This is a genomic window from Paenibacillus sp. FSL H7-0716, assembly GCF_038002705.1.
Lineage (GTDB): Bacteria > Bacillota > Bacilli > Paenibacillales > Paenibacillaceae > Paenibacillus_AQ > Paenibacillus_AQ odorifer.
The window spans coordinates 1-19930 of the sequence record NZ_JBBODA010000037.1; the positions used below are offsets into that span (position 1 = coordinate 1).

11 protein-coding genes are annotated in these 19930 nt (G+C 39.9%); 1 reads left to right on the forward strand and 10 read right to left on the reverse strand.

What is annotated here, in order from left to right:
* The first annotated feature begins 645 nt into the window (after positions 1-645).
* Entirely contained in the window at positions 646-1401 is a 756-nt protein-coding gene (locus MHH60_RS28250) for an SDR family NAD(P)-dependent oxidoreductase (RefSeq protein WP_076135382.1), read from the forward strand.
* A gap of 99 nt (positions 1402-1500) precedes the next feature.
* Here MHH60_RS28250 and MHH60_RS28255 read toward each other — a convergent pair whose 3' ends face one another.
* The 10 genes from MHH60_RS28255 to MHH60_RS28300 form a co-directional block, all read right to left on the reverse strand.
* A complete protein-coding gene (locus tag MHH60_RS28255; RefSeq protein ID WP_143766700.1) occupies positions 1501-5814 on the reverse strand; it encodes a glycosyl hydrolase in 4314 nt (1437 codons plus the stop codon).
* Positions 5815-6210: 396 nt separating this feature from the next.
* Positions 6211-6555: a hypothetical protein gene (locus MHH60_RS28260; RefSeq protein ID WP_076135381.1), complete on the reverse strand. Its 345-nt coding sequence runs from the start codon at positions 6553-6555 to the stop codon at positions 6211-6213.
* 219 nt (positions 6556-6774) lie between these two features.
* Positions 6775-7875 carry a glycerol dehydrogenase gene (locus MHH60_RS28265; RefSeq protein WP_076135379.1) on the reverse strand — a complete coding sequence of 367 codons (1101 nt, stop codon included), beginning with the start codon at positions 7873-7875 and terminating at the stop codon, positions 6775-6777.
* A 163-nt stretch (positions 7876-8038) separates the two neighbouring features.
* On the reverse strand, positions 8039-9433 hold the full coding sequence (locus MHH60_RS28270) for an MATE family efflux transporter (RefSeq protein WP_076135377.1): 1395 nt from the start codon (positions 9431-9433) through the stop codon (positions 8039-8041).
* Between the two features lie 513 nt (positions 9434-9946).
* Positions 9947-10855: an AlbA family DNA-binding domain-containing protein gene (locus MHH60_RS28275; RefSeq protein ID WP_076119639.1), complete on the reverse strand. Its 909-nt coding sequence runs from the start codon at positions 10853-10855 to the stop codon at positions 9947-9949.
* The gene (locus tag MHH60_RS28280; protein ID WP_212567877.1) at positions 10852-13965 is read right to left on the reverse strand and encodes a sacsin N-terminal ATP-binding-like domain-containing protein; all 3114 of its coding nucleotides are present in this window, start codon (positions 13963-13965) and stop codon (positions 10852-10854) included. Before MHH60_RS28280 ends, MHH60_RS28275 begins: the two co-directional genes overlap by 4 nt.
* 23 nt (positions 13966-13988) lie before the next feature.
* A complete protein-coding gene (locus MHH60_RS28285; protein ID WP_076119641.1) occupies positions 13989-15887 on the reverse strand; it encodes an AAA family ATPase in 1899 nt (632 codons plus the stop codon).
* Positions 15887-16390 carry an ABC-three component system middle component 2 gene (locus MHH60_RS28290; RefSeq protein ID WP_076119642.1) on the reverse strand — a complete coding sequence of 168 codons (504 nt, stop codon included), beginning with the start codon at positions 16388-16390 and terminating at the stop codon, positions 15887-15889. Before MHH60_RS28290 ends, MHH60_RS28285 begins: the two co-directional genes overlap by 1 nt.
* Complete coding sequence (locus MHH60_RS28295; RefSeq protein ID WP_076119722.1) at positions 16387-17481, reverse strand: ABC-three component system protein; 1095 nt, start codon at positions 17479-17481, stop codon at positions 16387-16389. Before MHH60_RS28295 ends, MHH60_RS28290 begins: the two co-directional genes overlap by 4 nt.
* Before the next feature lie 417 nt (positions 17482-17898).
* The gene (locus tag MHH60_RS28300; RefSeq protein WP_076135374.1) at positions 17899-19908 is read right to left on the reverse strand and encodes a C40 family peptidase; all 2010 of its coding nucleotides are present in this window, start codon (positions 19906-19908) and stop codon (positions 17899-17901) included.
* Between the last annotated feature and the right edge of the window lie 22 nt (positions 19909-19930).

Genomic DNA, 19930 nt, shown 5'->3' on the forward strand with positions numbered 1-19930 from the left:
GGTGGGAGGGTAGACGGTAGGTGGTTGGACGGTGGGCGGTTGTACGATAGACAGTAGGTGGTTGGATGGTGGGCGGTGGGCGTAGGCAGTGGGCGGTGGGCGACTTGCTAGGTGTGATTTTCGTACGGCTTGCGGTAGGGTTTAAACTAATTAGGGAAAAACTCCCTGAAAATAACCGATATTCGCTCTAAATGAACGAAATCAGGGAATTCCTCCCTAATAATTAGGGGGATTTCTTAATTAGTTACTTAATCGGCCGAAAATCAGGTAAGTTTTCCCTAATTATAAGTCTGATGAACAGAAATCTCTGAATTTCAGGGAGAAATTCCCTAATTACTCTATAAATACTTCACTTATTGCATCACTTGCAGCATCACTTGGTGCGACACATGAATCATCAACTGTTCATCACTTGGTGCGCCGCTTAATTCAATCGCTCAACATCTACATAAGAGCCGGAATAGGCCTCATTAGCTGCTGAAACATTCATCATCACCCTCTATATTCATCTTGGTAAATGATGCCGTTTCTACTTCATGGTAAATATAGCTACTATTTTGGGTAATATATAGTCGAAGTAACAATTACACCTTACCTCTGATAAGAGTTAAATACTACATTTTTTCACAAAAAGGAGATAGCAACATGAGCAGACTTGCAGGAAAAGTAGCTATTATTACTGGTGGAGCAGGCGGTATTGGTAAAGGAATGGCCTTGGCTTTTGTTAAAGAGGGCGCTAAGGTAGCCATTATTGACCTCAATGAAGAAACCGGCAAAGAAACAATTAAAGAATTACAAGAATATCAACCTGAATCTATCTTTATTCAAGCGAACCTCAAGGAACACGATAAAATAGCTCACCTTGTTAAACAAGTAGCTGATAAATTCGGAAAAATAGATATTTTAGTAAACAATGCTCACGCATCCAGAATGAAATCTATCGAAGAAACTACACAGGCTGATTTCGATTTATCTTTTGATACAGGCTTCTATCCAACCTTCTATTTCATGCAAGCAGCACTACCCTATTTAAAAGAAGCACAAGGTAAAATTATTAACTTTGCATCGGGTGCTGGCCTCAACGGGGATCCCAATCAAGGAACATATGCTGCTGCAAAAGAAGCCATCCGTGGTATTACCCGGGTAGCCGCTAATGAATTTGGTCCATTTGGTATCAACGTAAACATCATTGCTCCAATTGCTAATTCTCCTGGCATGATTGAATGGGCAGAAGCAAACCCTGAGTATTACCAAAACATGATTTCAAAAATACCTTTGAGAAGATTGGGTGAACTGGAAAGTGATATTGGTCGTGTTGCGGTATTCCTAGCGAGTGAAGATTCCGATTATATTACGGGCCAGACTATCATGGTAGATGGCGGATCCATTAAGCTTCGTTAATTTCAGGCAGATACTCGGCTTAAAATGAATTAATTTGATGCTAAATAAATAAGCCGGAAGTGAACATCGTAAAATGTTCGCTTCCGGCTTTACTACTTTCTATTTAATCGTGATTTCGTCCACATATACGGTAGCACTACCCACCGGATCGGTTGCTGTGGTCATGACTTGAACGCCAATCGCTTGGGTCAAATTACGATCCGCTACCTTGCTGATATCCAATGTTATTGTAGTAAATCCATTGGTATCTACTGGTGCAGCCGTAGAAGCAGTCCATGTTCCCCAGCTTGAGCCACTTTGGGTGAACAGCTGAGCCATTACACCGCTAACATCGCTTGCATCAATAGGTACAACCTTGATTTTAAGCGTAATTGTTGATGCATTCGCTAAATTGGTAACCACCATACGACGCAGCTGGAACTGCCCTCCATTTAATGCTAAGTCCGCTTGCATCGAATGAGTTCCCTCAGCATACACAGCATTGCTCACCGATAGATTCTGGGCCAGTGCTGTATTATATTTATTATTTTCATCCACATTGATGCTGAAGCCTTGCAGTGTATTGTCCTCGAAGCCATAGACGACAGCTTCAGGTGCGGTACCATTCTTCAGGGTCCGAACATCATCCAGATACAGCGTAGAAGTTCCCGTGCCACTGAATCCCTCGAGCTTGATACCTATGGCTTTTACACTATTAAGATCAGCAATACCTGCCAAGTTGAGCGAAACCGTAGTAAATCCGCTCGAATCTACTTTCACAGCTCCACTGTCAGCCCAAGACCAGGCCGATCCCGTCTTAATATACAAACGTGCATCCGCTGTTCCGTTCGACAGTTTAATTTGTGCGCTTAATTTATCTACCGCGCTCAGATCCAGACTGCCATTTTTGCTGAGCTCAAAAGCTCCACCTGAATCGAGTGAGAACAAGGAGCTTAACGAATGAGTTCCTTCAGCAGCCTCATCAGTCGAGATCACTGCCGCGGTTGCACTGGCATTATTCTGCTCTACTGTCCAGTCCTGAGTATCTTTTTCGAAGCCATACAACAGCTTCGCCTGTTCTGGCGTGCTGCCAGGACCTTCGCCCCCGTTAGGGACGCCACCGGTTCCATCATTAAACGCTGTAATATCGTCAAAGTACAGCGTACCAGACGTACTCGCTACTGTGTCCTTTTTATTTACGTAGATAGACACTGCCCGAATGTCCTTAAGGTTCTCTTTAGTGATTACTTTACCGGCATTTCCTGTATCCCATGGCGCTGGAGCGAACTGGCTGAATGGAATTTCCACCATGCCAGGTGTCGTACCTGCCAGTGAAGGATAAGCTTCAAAAGAGATGCCGCTTGCATTGACCTGAATAACAAGCTTGTGGTCGCTGCCATCAGGTGCAATCCAGAGCTTCAATTTGTTGGCGTCCGACCAGTCGGCATTATTCATGTTTTTGGTACGACCTGTATAACCCTGGCCGTCCACATTATAATCGAATCTCAGGCCATACTTGCCATCATTTTTATGGTCCGCATCAAGTGAGATCGTATTTAGATCACCCGCAGGACTTAATGCCGCACGAAGTAATTCATCATTCCCTTTGTAATTCTCAAAAGTATCTACAATCAATGGGTCCCCAATGCCTTGCACGTCACTTACAAAGATTTGGATCGTTTGTGAAAGTACAGAACCATTCTTTGCATAGGACTTAACAGTAAGCATCACGCCTGATTCGTCGAAGGCTACACCTGGTGTCCAATCTGCCAAGTAATAGAAACCTTCTGTGTCAGCTGCCATACTGTACTCTGTTGTGTCATCCCCAATCAGATAGGTTACTTTATCCACGTCCTGATTCAACACACGAACACGAAGGGTCGATGCTTTTGTCGTGGGCACTGTTTGGTTTGCGGTTGGTGAGGCAATGTGTAAAAAAGGTTGCTCGGTTTCTGTAGTTACCTGTTTCGAATACGCATCCGCAACAGCCACTTCATGGCTGAAGCTTGTATACGGATCCTTATAATAGTCTACGAAATCAGGGAGCAGTTCATGATCCCCTAGTCCGTTTGGAGCATTTCTATAAGGGACAAAGATAGAATCTGTATTGAAATTCGCCCAAGTCTGCATGTACGCCATCCGTTTAGCATCCGGATCAGACTGCAGCGCAGCGATTAGCTTGGTAAAGAATTTCAGGTCCTTCGTTCCAGTTGGCTTCACACCCGAATAACCGAACTCAGTAAATGCTGCAATTTTTCCCTTATCATCCGCCAGCTTCGAGATCAGCTTAGCATCCTTCACAACTGAATCAAACCAACCCTCAGTGGTTCCGTCATAATAATTATCGAAGCCAAGGATATCGACATAGTCATCTCCCGGATACGTCTCAAGGAAGGTCGCATCTGTGCCGTTAAATGGACTTCCCGGTGAGAATGCATATAAGAAGTTATGCACATCTTTTTTGTCCCTTAAGTATTCAACGGTATAACGATAGATTTCAGCATACTGCTCCTTCGTACGGTAAGGCGCACCCCACCAGAACCAGCCACCATTTTGCTCGTGGAATGGACGGAAAATGACTGGAATAGCTTTACCATCATCATCTTTTAAGTTATTCGCAAAGTCCGCAATCATATCCAGGAATGCATTAAATTCTGCATGCTTGTCACCGCCGGGTAATATATGCGTGAGCACATTTCCTTTGGTGTCATAAAAGTCCTTTCCTGTGACGAAGTTCGGCATATGCGAGCTTAATGTAAGCACGCCGCCTTTTTCATAAGCAGACTTCATCACGCCGATTAATTTATCACGATTCTCCAGCTTGGTTGCGCCTAAATCTCCCGGTTTCTCAAAACCTTCAAGACTAAGCGTATCCCAGCCGAACAGCCCCGGAAGGTCGCCTACTGCATTCTCGACCTCAGACTGCGTTCCGTCCTTTTCAGTAATAGAAAGTCCTTCTGTAGTAGCATGCTGATGTCCAAACAAGATCTCACTGCCGCGAATATCCTGTAAATAGGCGAATAGCGATTTAGTCTCACTACTTGCATCAACATCCGCTAAATTCTCGATACGTCCCACAGGACCCGTAGGGTCTGTCGCTGTTGGTGTTGCCGTTGGTGTTGCCGTTGGTGTTGCCGTTGGTGTCGGTGTTTCCGTTGGTATTGGTGTCGCTGTAGGTGCCGCGGTTGGATTAGTCGGACCTGCCGGCGTTGTTGATGAGCCTGATGCCGAGGTAGGCGCTGGGGTAGCCGTTGCTACAGGACCTTGATTGCCTTTGATAATGACAATTGTGCCAGGAGCAATGGGCTTACCGTTCAACGTTACTCCTGTTGCTTTAACGTCCGCTTTTACAATGTCGCCCTGACCAGAAATAGTGGTTCCAGTCGCTTTATCAGCAACGTTTAGATTTGCAATCGATGCGCCTTCACCTAGGATCAATCCCACAGTTCTATTTAGAATTCCCGTGGTGATCATCGTCCCAATTCCAAACTCCAGCCTTGCTAGACTATCTACCGTTAGCTGAGAAATTTGGGTTGTACCACTCGTGAGGACCCGAACCTCACCCTCTTTACGATTTATATTTACTTTGCCTAATGAGCTATTTTTAATAAGAATGGAATTTACCCCGCCACCTGCAATAAATGTGGTGCCCGTAACCTTAATACCCTCAAGGGTCACTTCGCCGTTACCGATCCCAGCAGTTAGATATAGGTTTCCGTTTATCGTTGCATTTTTTAACACAACACCATCCTGATTAACGACTACATTCCCAGAAACTATTCCTCCTTCAAAGCTTCCAGATTGCGAGTAATAACTCTTCACTATTTTATTAATTAACGTTATAACTTCGGCACGGGTGATCCTTCCAAGCGGCTTAAAGGTTCCATCCTCATACCCTGTAATCAAACCTGAGAGCGCATGAACTGCATCCTTAGCATAAGCCTGAATCTGAGCGGAATCACTAAATTCACTCATTGATGAAGCGCTTTCAGTAACTTGAAGAGTAAATATCCGAGCCAACATCGTCACCGCATCCTGACGCGTTATATAATCAGTAGCTTGTGCCTTATTCTCTGAGTATCCTTCATAATACCCAGCATATCTTGCCAACGAAAGCTGATCTGCATACCAATCGGTCGCTTTTACATCGGAAAAAGATTGATCTGACTTCATATAGAAACCGAATACCTTATTCAAGATCGTAGCAAACTCAGCTCTTGTAATTCCTCCATTGGGGTGAAAAGAACCATCCTGATACCCGTTTAAAACGCCATTTTCTACCCACTTCGCAATATTTTGTTGTGCCCAGTGCCCCTGTGTATCACCGAATCCAACAGTGGATGGTGCTGCTGCTGCAGAAATTACAGATGGGAAAGGAGACATTATCATTGCACAGGCAAGTATACTCCCCAGCCACTTTTTCGCTTTTTTCATTCCTAATTCTCCTTCGAAAATAAATGGATTTGATCATAAGAATAGCCAACCAGCTGTTATGAACCCAATAACTATCTGTCCTTATAGAAGACAATTACAGACCTACTCGCTAACTATTCACCTCCACATCTTCAATTTTGTTATTGATAACAAACACTAACAAAAATCTCTTATTTCGTTACATATTCCGGTATACGCAAGATTATAGCGGTTACATTGGCATAAAACAATCAAAATATTGCCTCTTGTTATAATTATTTTATCTTTTACGTTAGCATATATGTTAGTTATTCCGAAAATAAATAACAAAATTCAATTTAATATAACAAAAATAGACACCCCGCAGGAGTGCCTCCCAATAATCATATAGATGAGATCCAATTCATTTATCATGTTTTATTGGTGGCACGGAAACACAGATGTTCCTTCCCGCACCTCGTTCGTCAGATCGTCCATAGTGACAAGATTATGTGTAGTTCCGAGAACGATAATGACATAATACGATTGCCCACTTGAATCCTCGAGCACTACCTGATAACCTGACCCTCCAAATAAGGGTTTGCAAATCGTTGCAACTCTCAGCGATGCACTTTCCGTGTACTCTTTACGCACATAATCCATTCCAAGACTTCCTGCTGCCCGCTTGTTCTGACGCTCCGAGCTTCCGTGAATTACTGCTATTATTACCGCTCCAATAATTATGATAATAAGGATTAGATAACCTAAATGTTTTTTTCTCATCTTTCCTTCCTCCTTATTACATAGAGTACAATTGACACAGCAGCGGGGCGATTAGCAATAATCTCGTTTCTGTAGGTCCCCCTATCCCGCGATTAAGTGCAGAAGCCATTAGCTATATGAAAAATTTTACCACTACAATACTTCAAAAGCTTACCCTATATAAAAATAAAAGGCACCCCCAAGGGCGCCTTCATTATCACTGCATATTAGTTGTGCTAGTTATTTATAAGACTCTGCCAGCGAGTTCGCCACCACTATCGCATTGTACACATCTTCTGGAGTAACCGGGAACGGCATATTGCCCATTGTGTCTCCTTCTGCACAAGCAGCTTCAGCAACTTGGCGCCATTCGGATTCGATAAATTCCGTACACCCCAGATCGGCGAGGGTTAGCGGAAGATCTACATCCTTGATAAGCTTAATGACAGTTTCCAGCTCCTCATTTGAGGCATTTTCCAGTACTAACTGGGCTAAAAGACCAAACGTAACCTTTTCACCATGCTGAGGTTTGTGTAGTGAAGGAACGGCTGTCATCCCATTATGGATAGCATGTGCGGCAGCCAGACCACCAGATTCAGCACCCACACCACTTAGATAAATTGTCGCTTCAATGGTTTCCTCCACCGCGCGTGTATAGAGTTTCTGATCAACCGCACGTTTAGCTTTTACCGCATTCTTAAGTAGAGCTTCATAACAAAGTCTTGATATACCTAGACCCGTTGTAGAAGGTTTCATGAGTACGAGATTGTCACCATTAGAGGCATAACAGGCACGGGCTTCAAAATAAGTAGCCAGTGCATCGCCAATTCCAGCTGCAAAAAAACGGGAAGGCGCTGAAGCTAAAATCGCTGTATCAGCTAAGACTACATCCGGATTACTTGGGAGGAACAAGTATTGATCAAATGAACCATCTTTATTATAAATGACAGCCAGTGCTGTACATGGTGCATCAGTAGAAGCGATCGTCGGAAAAATAACTACAGGCAGCTTCTCATAATAAGCAGTAGCTTTTGCGGTGTCCAGTGTTTTACCTCCGCCGATACCGACGATGATATTCGCCCCAGCTTTACGGGCAAGTTCCCGATTACGATTAATCTCTTCCTGAGTACATTCATAATTAAACTTTTCAAAGGTAGCCTTATTCCCCGCACCTTCGATGGAACTTCCCGCCTCTTTCTTAGCACGTTCCAAAATGAACTCATCACAGATCACATAAGCATGATCGCCAAACGCCTTAATATACTCATTCAGATCTGAAAGTAAGTTATGGCCGGAGATAAATTTCTTTGGTGAAGTAACGGATCTAACGAAATGTGACATTGTGCAAGACTCCTTGTTGTGTGTTTTAGTAAGCATAAAGACGCAATTCCTACATATTATTACCCCGCTACCCAAGAAATACTCAAGCTGCATTCTCCAAAAGTACTCATCAGAGCATGCAAAAAAGACACCCCTCAGGGTGTCCTTTTTTTTTTTATATCTATTATATAACACGATGCTGAACCCATTTCTTGCCCATAAATCGCCGCAGAAAAATCAAACCCCTGATCCCCCACTCACAATTCATCGCCAGCCAAACGCCGAGTATACCAAAGTTCAGAACAATACCTAAGATGTATCCGAGCACTACACGGAACAGCCACATCGTAAGCATCGAAACCATGGAGGTAAACTTGGAATCCCCTGCTGCTCTAAGCGCCGAAGGTGTAATAAAACTTATGGACCATAACGGAATTTGCGCAATCGTATTAATGAGCACAATCAGGAAGATATCGCCCACAATCTCAGCAGGAGGATGGAACATCGACACTAATGGATTGAAAAAAGGCATAATCAGCAACCCCATCACCACCAGGGAAAGAGAAGAGGTGACAAGGAATGATTTAATAAATTTTCGAGCATCCTTAACATTATTGCTTCCCATACATTGTCCCACCACTGTAATAATCGTTAAGGACAACGCATTCCCGGGGATTTGCATAATCCCTGCAAAGGAGGAGGCAATCGCATTAGTCGCAAGTGCATACGTACCCAGACTAACGATAAAGATCTGAGTCAGAATTTTACCACCATTAAAGAACATCTGCTCCGCCGCAAACGGCATCCCGATGAACATTATTTTTTTCAGCATAGACAGCTTAACCGCTACAAGATCGCGAATACGGATATGCAGATCGTTGTCCAGTCGGAATAGATAATAAAGTGCGCAGAACGCCCCCAGGTATCTAGCAATATTTATAGAAATGGTCATCCCCAGAACACCCATATGCAACAGGTTAATAAAGACGAGATTCAATAAGACGTAAGTTAAATTCATAATTAGCGAAAGCACAAGCGAGGCCCTCGTTCTACCGATTCCTCGAAGAGCACCACATACCGCTTCCACAACAGCTATACCAAGATAAGAGATACAGCTCCCAATCAAATATATTCGGGCGTTCTCCATAACCTCTGGCGAGGCCGCTCCAAATAGTAAATTCAACAGCGGATTGTGAAAAAGAATTCCGAACATCCCAATAGCAAATGCCATCAGCGAAACAGATGACGTAGCACCTGCCGTAGCTTTTGACACCATGAGGTCATTGCCGCTCCCTTTATACTGCGCAACAACAACCGTCCCACCTGTTGAGACGGCAATAAATACACTAATGAGAAAAATATTAAGAGAATCTATCATATTGACCGCACTGATAGCTGCCACACCAGACGAGCTTATCATAGCTGTATTCACTAGATTAAGACCCACCACAAAGGCCTGATCCACTAGGATAGGGATGAATAAAGCAATCATCTGACGATAATCTATCGATTCACCAGAGAAATACTTTTCCAGAAACCGCACACTTTGCTTCGTATTTACACCTACATTAGGCTCCATCTTTGCTTCACTTCTTTTATATAGAGTTTGTCAAATTGAATTATGCGTATAAATAGAAAAAGGCTCTTCAGGTTGAAGAGCGATTCAAAAGTATTGCCTGTTTATATGCACTTAGGTATGCGGTCGAGAGGACTCGAACCTCCACGGGGGTTAGCCCACACGGACCTGAATCTAGCGCGCTAAAGGAAAGCAAGCGGAAAGCATGTCCCTTTAGGGGAACCAAAAAACCGCGAAAAGCCTTATAAAATCAAGGGTTTCGACGTTTTTCATCGCCTTTCCCTACTGCCACAAGGCATCTCGGAAAATCATCAAAAAGTGATCGAATTTGAACGTTTGAGAGAACTCGGAGAGAACGATACTCGAATCAGCCCTGCTCCATACCATCGACAAATTTTAGCGGAGCAAAAATTCATTTACTTTCTGATGTAGGAAGCTTAAGCATCTCTAACAATTCTTGATTGGGACTTTTTCCAATTGTCGATTCTTCGACAAGAACTTTTCACTGTCCAATAACTACGTTTCTTGTATTTTTACGCACATATGATAAAGCCGTGTATTTTTACCTGAACGATTATGCGTCGTTGTCATGAATCTAATATCAGAGTATGAATAATCTTTATCAGCATTTGTATCAGAAGAGACAAGCATTACTGGATATTTACGTGTTTTGACGTAGTTGCAATACCTATCCCAAAAAGACCCAAAATCTTTAACTTTGACATATGACAAGCATACATTGAATGCATTTCCTGTTGTATCGTAAGAATATATCTTGTCAAGATGAACATCTAGATAATTAGTGTTTAAGCTATCTAAATTAAGGGCTTCGATAATAGTAAAAGGCATTCTATTGTTTTCAACAAAAATATCAATTTCGCCAGATGATTTACCACTAGCAGAACTTCCGCGTCGAGTTTGGTCTTTTATATGATATCCGTTTGTTTCCAGTAAATCTGTAATAAAGTCATTACGCTCATCTTCTGTAGTGCTAACGTAAATCTTACGTGCTTGAAGTTTGATGCAAGCCAAGTAAAGATCACGAATAAATAAATCGGTTAGTGACTCTGTATTTTGTGGAATACTGAAGAAAATCTCATTTTCAACATTTATCACTTTTATTGCATAAATATTTTTACCTTCAATACTAAGTGAACCAAATTCTATTAGTGGTTGCTCGGATAACAAACTGAGTGCCCGTTTAATAGGTTCATCTAATATGAATCCATTACTTATTCCATTAATAGAGTAATTATTTGTATTTTTACTTACCCCGATTACAATATAACCATACCCCTCTGTCATGTTTGACAGGGCAGCAATAAACATAGCCAAATTTTGCGGTCTGAATTCTAAGTTTCTACAGATAAGATTTTTCGAATCAGGAGATTGCAGTAATTGCTTTACTTCATTAATATCAATCATTTTTCTCTTATGCTCCTAAGTGGAATCTTGTTAATACCAGTCAGCTTCAATATTTTCCCAAATGTAATTTTTTGCGGTTCGCTCTTATCATCTTCAACCCATAATTCACAATCTTTTTCATAGTCAAGCATATCCAACTCAGTATCATAATATAATATTATTTGACCATAATCAGATGGTCGAGTAATTAAATAAATATCAGTACCGTGTTTTTTTATTACGAAGATAGTATTACTAATTCTGATCGGATCTGAAATGTCATATTCTTTAACACCATTTTCGTCTTCTTTCTTTTCTAAAAATTCAATGATTTTATTCTTGGAGCGCTCAAGAATATCTTGGACATAGCTGAATAATTCTGAGTTGCGTTTAGAATCATGAATAAATTCCGGACCAAACACATTATTTTCCAAAGCGCGATTTAAATCTTCTTCTGTTGAAATACCCCATTGTGCAAGAATTTCCATTGAAATCTCCACCGTTTTACTTGAACTACTTTCAACATTTGAGCGAGATAATATCTGCTCTAATTCTTGCACTCCAGAAACACCATATTTCTCCAATATATCATTGTATTCTTCAATTTTTGACATATTTTCAGCAATATCGTTATCATTGTAAAACCAATGTAAATTAGTTAATAAATCTTTGAAGCACTTTTTGACCGTTTCATTCGTTAAATTTTCTCTAAGCCAAAGATATGTTTTTTGAAATACTTCTTTCACATCAATATCATTTTGCCCGATACTGTTTTTATTCGTTTTCACATACTGCGTGATTTTCTCAGAAATGTTCTCTAAGTAGACAGTTCTATTTTCAGGTAGATCTAGAATAATGTCTTTTGATAACAATGTTTTACGTACATCATATCCAGCATGTTTTGATGCATCTTTTAGAATTTCATCAATTTCACCTGAATCTTGCGATAATTCTGCTCTCATTTTGAAATCTCCATATTGATCAGGCAATATAGAAATCTTATCCAATAAACCCTCTTGCTCGTATTTCACCAAAATTTGAACAAAATTTGATAACCATATCATTGCCTCACGATCACTAGTAAAACTAAAAGTAGAGGCAAAGTTTCTTAAACTTTCATAGGAACTTATGTCCTTGGTTATTTTTTCCCTCCAGAATTTCAAAGCCAATTTTAATAGCTCTTGTGATTGTTTTGAAACTGTATTCATTATCCATGCATCCTTACCTTGCAATTCACAAACGAGATTTAAAAAGTCATTTTGTTCGCTATTCTGTTTAGCTTGAAGAGAAATAATGCTCTTATAAAAGTCTTGTACTGCAGAATGTGATCTATGCAATTTTTTTAGAATCTCTGAGAAAACATCATCTAACGTGAGTTTTTTAATGTTAGTAAGAAATTTACTATTGATTTCTTTATCCAATAATTCAATTTTAAAATCCAAATTTAATACAGTAGATATGTCTTTATAAACTTCATCGATACCGCAATCAAGTGATACCTCATCTAAAGTACGAAATTCACCGTATTGATTCGGCAAAATACGTGGGCTTCTGCCAAGGCTGTTGGTATACGAATATTCATTAGAATAGAATAATGCCAATAATTCATTTAACCAGTCATTTACATTAACATTAAGATTTTTTGATAACTCACTAATATTTTCAAATTTTTCTACTCGGTTAATTAAATCTATTAAACCGTAATTTCGGCATTCTTCCCATAAAGAATTGTACCAACACTCTAATTCTTCACGCTTTGTAATCATATCGGGAATAAGATTACTTGATAGTGTCCATACTTTTGCCCTGAGAGATTCATCTAAATCTTTTGGAATGAGTACACGTGTACCGCCCCATTCATCCGCAAGAGACCTTTTTTCAGCACTATGCGTGGAAATGAGAGGGATTTCCAATATATGAAACTTTAGTTTATTGATTATTTCTTGCTCAAACCACTCTTTAGATAGCCAATCCTTAGCAGGCTGTTCAGAGATTTTAGTAATGTTATAAATTCCTTCGTATCCTTTTCTTAAAAAGTAATCCACCATCTTAATATAAAGATGTGAAGCCTCTATTAATAAATGCTTATTTTCTTTTATTTGTTTATGATCTTTATCCGTTAAACGTATACCATTTCGTGGTTCTGTTGGATTAAACAGAGCACTATTTACTACTACAGGGAATGAAAAATCATTTGTTCCTAAGAGAGGAAAGTCACAAAATATTTTAGGTAGTTGAGGATCGTACTTTGTTGTAAAATTACTATCTGCACACTCTTCAACTTCCACTGCAACAGATACATCATTCGTTCCTAGGACAAAAATAAATTTATCCTTTGTTACCCCATTTGTTGTAATTACAACTTTTGTCACCTTTGCATCTTCAAGCTCAGTTTCAATCATTTTGCCGCGGCTAATTGTTTGTACATATTGACCACTTGTAACGGTGATAGAACCTATCTTTGGAACAAATGCAAATACGTAAGGTGCAGCAATAAGTAGATTCCTCAGACCTTTCTTTGCTGTTGACACCCCAGACTCATCCAAATCATAGGTGAAGCAAGTATTGAAATCTTTATCGTCTATTGTTTTATCAGTAGCTATGGTAGTGTTCTTATCTAATTCCAAGCAACTTTCTTGTATGGCACTGATTATTGATTGCTGATCCACACCTGATCTGTCTAAAACAACATTAAACGAATACGGTGACTCACCAATATCCTGCAGATATCCAGAAACCCTAACTTTTTCTGAAAGCAAGTGAGTAGTCAAAAAACCTGTCCCAAATTTCCCTGTAGTCTTCTTGCTTTTTTCATCAGTTATTGTTCGATCTTTTGTGGATACTTGTTCTATAAGAAAAACAATATTTTCAGTTGAGAACAGCTTCCCATTATGTTTGAATTCAACGCTATTATTGCCTTGGTCAAAGTTTATAGTTATGTCAACCATCCCGCTTGTGTTAACAACGTCTTTCGCATTTTGTATCAGTTCCCAAATCCATCTATAAGAGGTAGTTTCATCATTCTTCATTTTCAAATCATCTAGCATATCAATTATTTTATTTGCAGCTTGTGTCTCTTGAGCTTTATTTCGTAAATTACGAATTTTCTGCGAGAATCCCATTATTCCCATTACCACCCTCAACTTTTTAATTTTTATTGAATAAAATTATTGCTGACTGATTCAGAAACATTGTCAACCGGAATAAAACCATATCTCCCCACACCAATTACTTTGCTAAAGTGAATATAGTTCATGTTATCCTGTACTTCTTTAATAGGATCTATATTTTCAAAAATGATTACCTGAACATCATTTCGAAGTTTAGATAAATTTTTGAAAAAGGCTTGCTTCATGTCTAGCGATATATCTTCTTCACTACTGCTTAGTGTTGTAGGATTGAGTCTTTCTTTGTAAGTAGTTAACGGAGAATCTAAAATAATCAGCCCAGGATGCTTGAGTCCAATACTTCTTGTATATTTCATAATTGCAATTACAAAAGCAGCATTTAATATTGCCCGATAACCTTTTCCATGATTTTTTCTTTTTTTACCTGAAACAATTAACTCCTGATCATCATAATCTATGCTTACACTTGTTAAATCAGGGTAGTTCCATCCATCAAGCAACTCTTTCACTTCTGTAGCAAAATCATCATAAATTTCTGTTGTTATTTCATTAACGAATTTCATCTTCTGGTTCTTTTTAGACAACTCCCTCATAATATCTAACTGGCTAGTTTGATACTCAGCAATACGACGTTCATTAAGTTCAATTTCTTGAAAAATCTTTTTTATGTTCAACAAATTATCCATTCTTTCTTTCGTTAATACTGCAACTGGCTTTAATTCACGCTGAATAATGACCTCAATTTCCTTAATTTGTTGACTTAGTAGTTTTACTTTTTCATTGTTTTCTTTATTCTCATTTTGTAAATTTGTTAATGTTTCTCTAAGATCAATTAGCTGAGCGTTAATTTTATTACTTTCCTCAGAACACGCAATTTGTAAATCCTCTAAGTAAAAATCATGATTATGCTCAGTAATTTTTGAGTTAAAAGGATTATTGCAAACAGGGCAATTTGAATCAAATAATTGTGAGATATAGTGATCCCCTTCAATAAGAAATTGAAGTCGATCTAAATCAGAAAGATAGCTTTTTTCAAGCAATCTGAATCTTTCTAATAGTTCTTCAAGCATTAAAATTCTTGATTTTATTTCTTGTTCTTGAATCCATATTTCTTTCTTTTGTCCCATCCTAAGATTAATTTCTTTGCTATTATTTGATAATGTACTCATTAACTTCTCAATCTCTTTAGTTAGTTCATTGGCATCATAGTCCTGAATTTGTGCGCCTTTTTCTTTCAATTCCATTTTCAATTTCTGCAACAAAGAGCTTACAAACTCCAACTTTCCTTCGAGTCGGGTTCTGTATATCTTAGGGTCTTCTATCTCTTCTCCATGGCTATCGTCTACGCCTGTTAGAATAGTCTTAAATGCAGACAGTTCAGTCGTTCTATTAGAGGGTATACCTGAAAAAATAGGCACTTCCTCTGATATAATTTTTTCCTCATTAAGCATCATTAGAGCAACAAGATTTCTAAAAGAAAAAGATACTTTGGTTCCTCTTGCATTTTTCCTTAAAAGCATATCTTTGATTCCCGTTAAGGATAAGAGAAATGTTGATATATTGTCCTTGTCATCCTTATCATGCTTAGCTTTCAGTTTCACACAATTCTGCAGAAATGAAATATCATCAATTTTTGACTCATAGACAAAAATTGATGAATCACCAATTTCACGCTTTAATGTATAGCTTTCTCCTTCATATTTCTCAAGTTCAATAAAAATAGTTGAATACCCAATACTTTCATCTATTTCTTTTGGTTCATCTTTACCACCAAACATATAGTTTATTAATTGAAATATGTAAGTCTTCCCAGTATCAGAAGCACCTGAGATAACATTAAGCCCTTTTTTGAGTACGATACTAGCATTTCTCTTATTTTTTCCTGTAAGTCGGATTTCCGAAATAAAAAAACCCTCTGTACTCATTAGTTGTCCCCCCTTACGAAAGCTTCTTTTACAAATTCTCCACCCCAGCGATCAATATTTCTCATTATAAAATTTTTGAGTTCCACATCAGTATAATTAGAGAATTTGTCGATCAGTAATTTATTCACATCCAGAAGCCGTAACATATAGTTAGACTCAAAATGTTGAAGAAACGCTTTAGAGTAAGGTGTTGCTCCATACAAAATTCCGCTTTTTCCATATTCGATGTTAATAAGTTTTTTGCTAATCATTAAGTGAAGCCCTTGGCTTACTAAATCTCGCTTTATCAGTATTTCACCAGATCGAGATGGTGTTGAAGGATGCAGACTCTCAAATTCTGGCTCAACATCACCATAATGTGTTAATAGATAATCCAAATAAATCAACCTTTGAATATCTATAGCTTTATTTTCTAATCCTGCTAAAATCACTAAACATCGAAGTCCAGTTTCTAATGGAGTATTGAATAGGTAGGTTTCTCTTCTTAGTTTTACCTCGTTCATTTTCTCACCCAGTTCAGAATGTCATTGTTCGCCAGTTGATGGCAAATTCCACTTCTATCACTTCCATCAATGTAGCTAATTAGTACATTGCTTGTAATCTCCAATTTTCTAGCTTCTTTTATTGTTTCCTTAACACATACAAAGCCGTCAGCATGAGTATCCTCTGCAGTGTCTATTACTCCTCTATAAATTTCATCCTGCAACTTTTCAAAGGGCTCGTCATAAGGCAACTCATCTCTAGCAAATCTTCTAAGTGATTCTGCTTTATAATAGTCTTCCCGCTGTCTATTAAAATGTCGATGCAGCGAGCTGTAGCTTTTCAACTCCTCAACACCAGCAATCTTTTTTCCAAGGTGATCTGAATATGCTTCAAATAGTTGTGAAACATATCTTACTTCTTCCGGTTTTATTGAAGGCCCTGGGGCCTCCGACTGAGGTCTAGGCTTATTTAACCCACCACCAAAACGATATTTATAAAAAGGTGTGCTGCTGTACTGTTCTATCAATTTCTGAGGAGGACAGTGATTTATTATTGAAAAGTCAAACTTTTGGATATATTCCAGCAACTCATTAGTTAAAGAAACTTCACTTACATTCGTAATCTTTCTCTTGCATTTATCTTCCCAAGCTGAGATTAATCCAGCATTAAGACGAGTCGGATACTCGATTAATTCTGATAAAGAAGTTCCCAAACCACAAGAAGAAATCAAATAGTACTTTCTTGGAATTGTATATTCTTTAATAAACGTGTAGTAGCATAGTTTCCCCAATTCTAACCATACATCACTTGGATAAAGCGGATGGTCATAATGCTTACATTGATAATTATCCCAGACATGATTCGGGGAATCATCATTTACAATTGCAACTATATCCCTTCCCTTATCACCAGCCGAGCCTGAGCGATATACAGATGTATACTCTTTTTTCAAATATCCATCGACCCATTCACAAATCATATCCTCAAATTGATCTGCTGAAAATGTTCGCAATCTATCTATAGGGGGGATAGGCAGCCCAAAAAGAATATCGTAATTATCCGGCTTTTGCGGTAATTTGAATGGTTTTAAGTCACTTAGAGTAGTTTCCATATAATCACCTTTCAACAAGAAATGCTACTTCATTAGGATATTCTACATTTTCCAAGCATTCCCTCCCTTTTCCGCAAAAATGCTGATCATTAACTCAACTTCCGCAGGGCGAAAATCGACTTTGATCCTTGTTGTTGGTAGGTTATTGGCGGTTAGATAGTCCAATTCCAAAATAGAAAAACACCGCTTTGTATGGCAATGTGAGAGAATCGAGCTACCACTGCCTGACGAAAGGTGTCTTCCATCTTGATAACCGAGCAACCTGATTGTTTTACCAGATGATTGTTTTCGGCGGAGGCTAGCTTGTTCGGGAAAGCCCTATTACTCCACTGGGATACAGGATACAATTGAACCAGAACGTTATTCAGTATCCCACCAAAAATAGGATTCCTATTGCTCCACTGAAATACGAAAGTTCTACCCCTCAATATAAGGTCTGCCAAACAACACTTGCTTGTCCGAATCGAACAGATTGCGATACACTACCTGTCCCCGACTTGACGAAGCATCCACCACTTTCCCGCCGCCTGCATAAATTCCGACGTGCGTTATATCCATAAATCTACCGTTTCGCTCGTAGCTCCAAAATACAAGGTCACCCGGAATCAAATCCGCCGCGCTTACTGTCAGGCCAATTTCTACGCAAAATCTTGCTTGTTCCGCTGCGGTTCGTGGCAGGTTAATGCTTAGCTGTCGATAAACCCACTGAACGAGATAGCTACAATCTGTAAAGTCATCCTGTCCGGCCTTCGGTTGACTGTACGGATCGCCTAACCGAGTTAGCGCCAATTTGACAACTTCGCTGCCTATTTCTCCCTCGGGCAAATGCTGCCCAATATCCGCAAGCTGCCCCGGCGTCAAGCCAATATCAGTTTCTTTACCCAGCATCGCAAACATGAGTGGCCGAAACTCTCCAGACATCATTTCCTTCATGATGTCCATCTGTTCATTTGTAAAGTGATAAGATTCAGCCTGTTGCTCCGCAGTTTTGCTCGAAACGGTAATATGCAAAATGCGTTCATAGCTGGTAGTCGTCTCTTCGCTGGTAGTCCCATCTTCACGCTCTACCGTAATGCTTTCCGTATGTTCGATCGTTTCGATACGGGATTCCAGTTGATTCATGTCCCAAAACACCGATTGGATGATCCCGATCCTTGTTGCATCAAGTGTTGCTACATCCATTCCGTTTTCTGAATCCATAACAGTCTTCACGGCAAAAACGGCTATAATGTCCATCCAATTATCTATTCGCGTGTTGTCCGCGCTACCGGGGAAATGAAACTCCACCCGGTCTACACGGCCAGCGGACTGCTGTATTTCTGCCAGTCGGTCGGCATACTCAATGTCCAGCTCTTGAATGATTCGGGAAAGCGGCTTTACATCCGCATCCGTGTTTTCACCGGAAACAAAGATGCTGAACGGAGAGGAAATGACAGCAGCTATAGCCATAACAATGCACAGCAATACAATAACGGTGCTACTAGTCCCCAAAAGCGCGGCTCCCCCTTTGACAACCAAAGCGGCTGCTTTTACTACCATTTTAATGATCCGAAGATTTAATCGCGCTGCAGCTTGTGCTCTTTGAATGGAACTGCGGGCAGTCATCGCCATCTGTGCAGTCCGCTGCGCTGTCCTGGCGCTATTCATTTTTCCTTCCGCTTGATTATCAGAATGGCTTTTAGCCTGTCCTAGCCGTTGTCCCGTTTTAATAAATGGCGATAATGTCTTGAACTTCCGTTCTTTACGTTTGATCGTATGGCCTGCTTGCTTGGATATAGCGAAGGGGATTCGGGATGACGGTGGCCTGAAATGCCGCTTCCTCAAGCTTTCGGACGTTATCGCTTTTGGGCGATTCCCGCTTACATTTGCTGAATGAGATGCCGCGGCGGCAAATGCTCCTTTTTTCCCGGCTGGTTCTTGATCTCTACCTTCCCGATTTAGAATTCGGTTAGTAAGGCTATTTTTGCGAAGAGGATGCAAAAGCCGGGCATTGACCCGGCTCCGTATAAAGCGTTGTTTTTTTGATTGATGGTTAGCTGACAAGAGATATTTCCCATCTACCGGATTGCGGAGATGCAACCTACGGGCAAGTCGCAATTGACGTGTACCTGAAGGCTTAGTAATTATAACAGCGGGGCTCTGCATCGATACCATATCCCCCTCTGACTTTGCCCGCCTTTTTTGAATGAGCTTTACCAATCTTTTGCTGGCAACCACGCTCATTCCAATTTGAAAACGTAATGTTTTATCTATGGCAGATGCAGAATGGTGCTGCGCATATTCATTTGGAGATTGTGAAGTCGTCTTGTCATTGTTTATATGCTGTTTTGTGCGGGCGCTTGAATGTTTTACACGATCCATCAAGTTTGGCAGTCTGTCCAAACGTTTAATGTCTTTCACAACAGTCCTTTTTTTAATATCCTTCATCTATTCCACTCCCTTAGCTGGT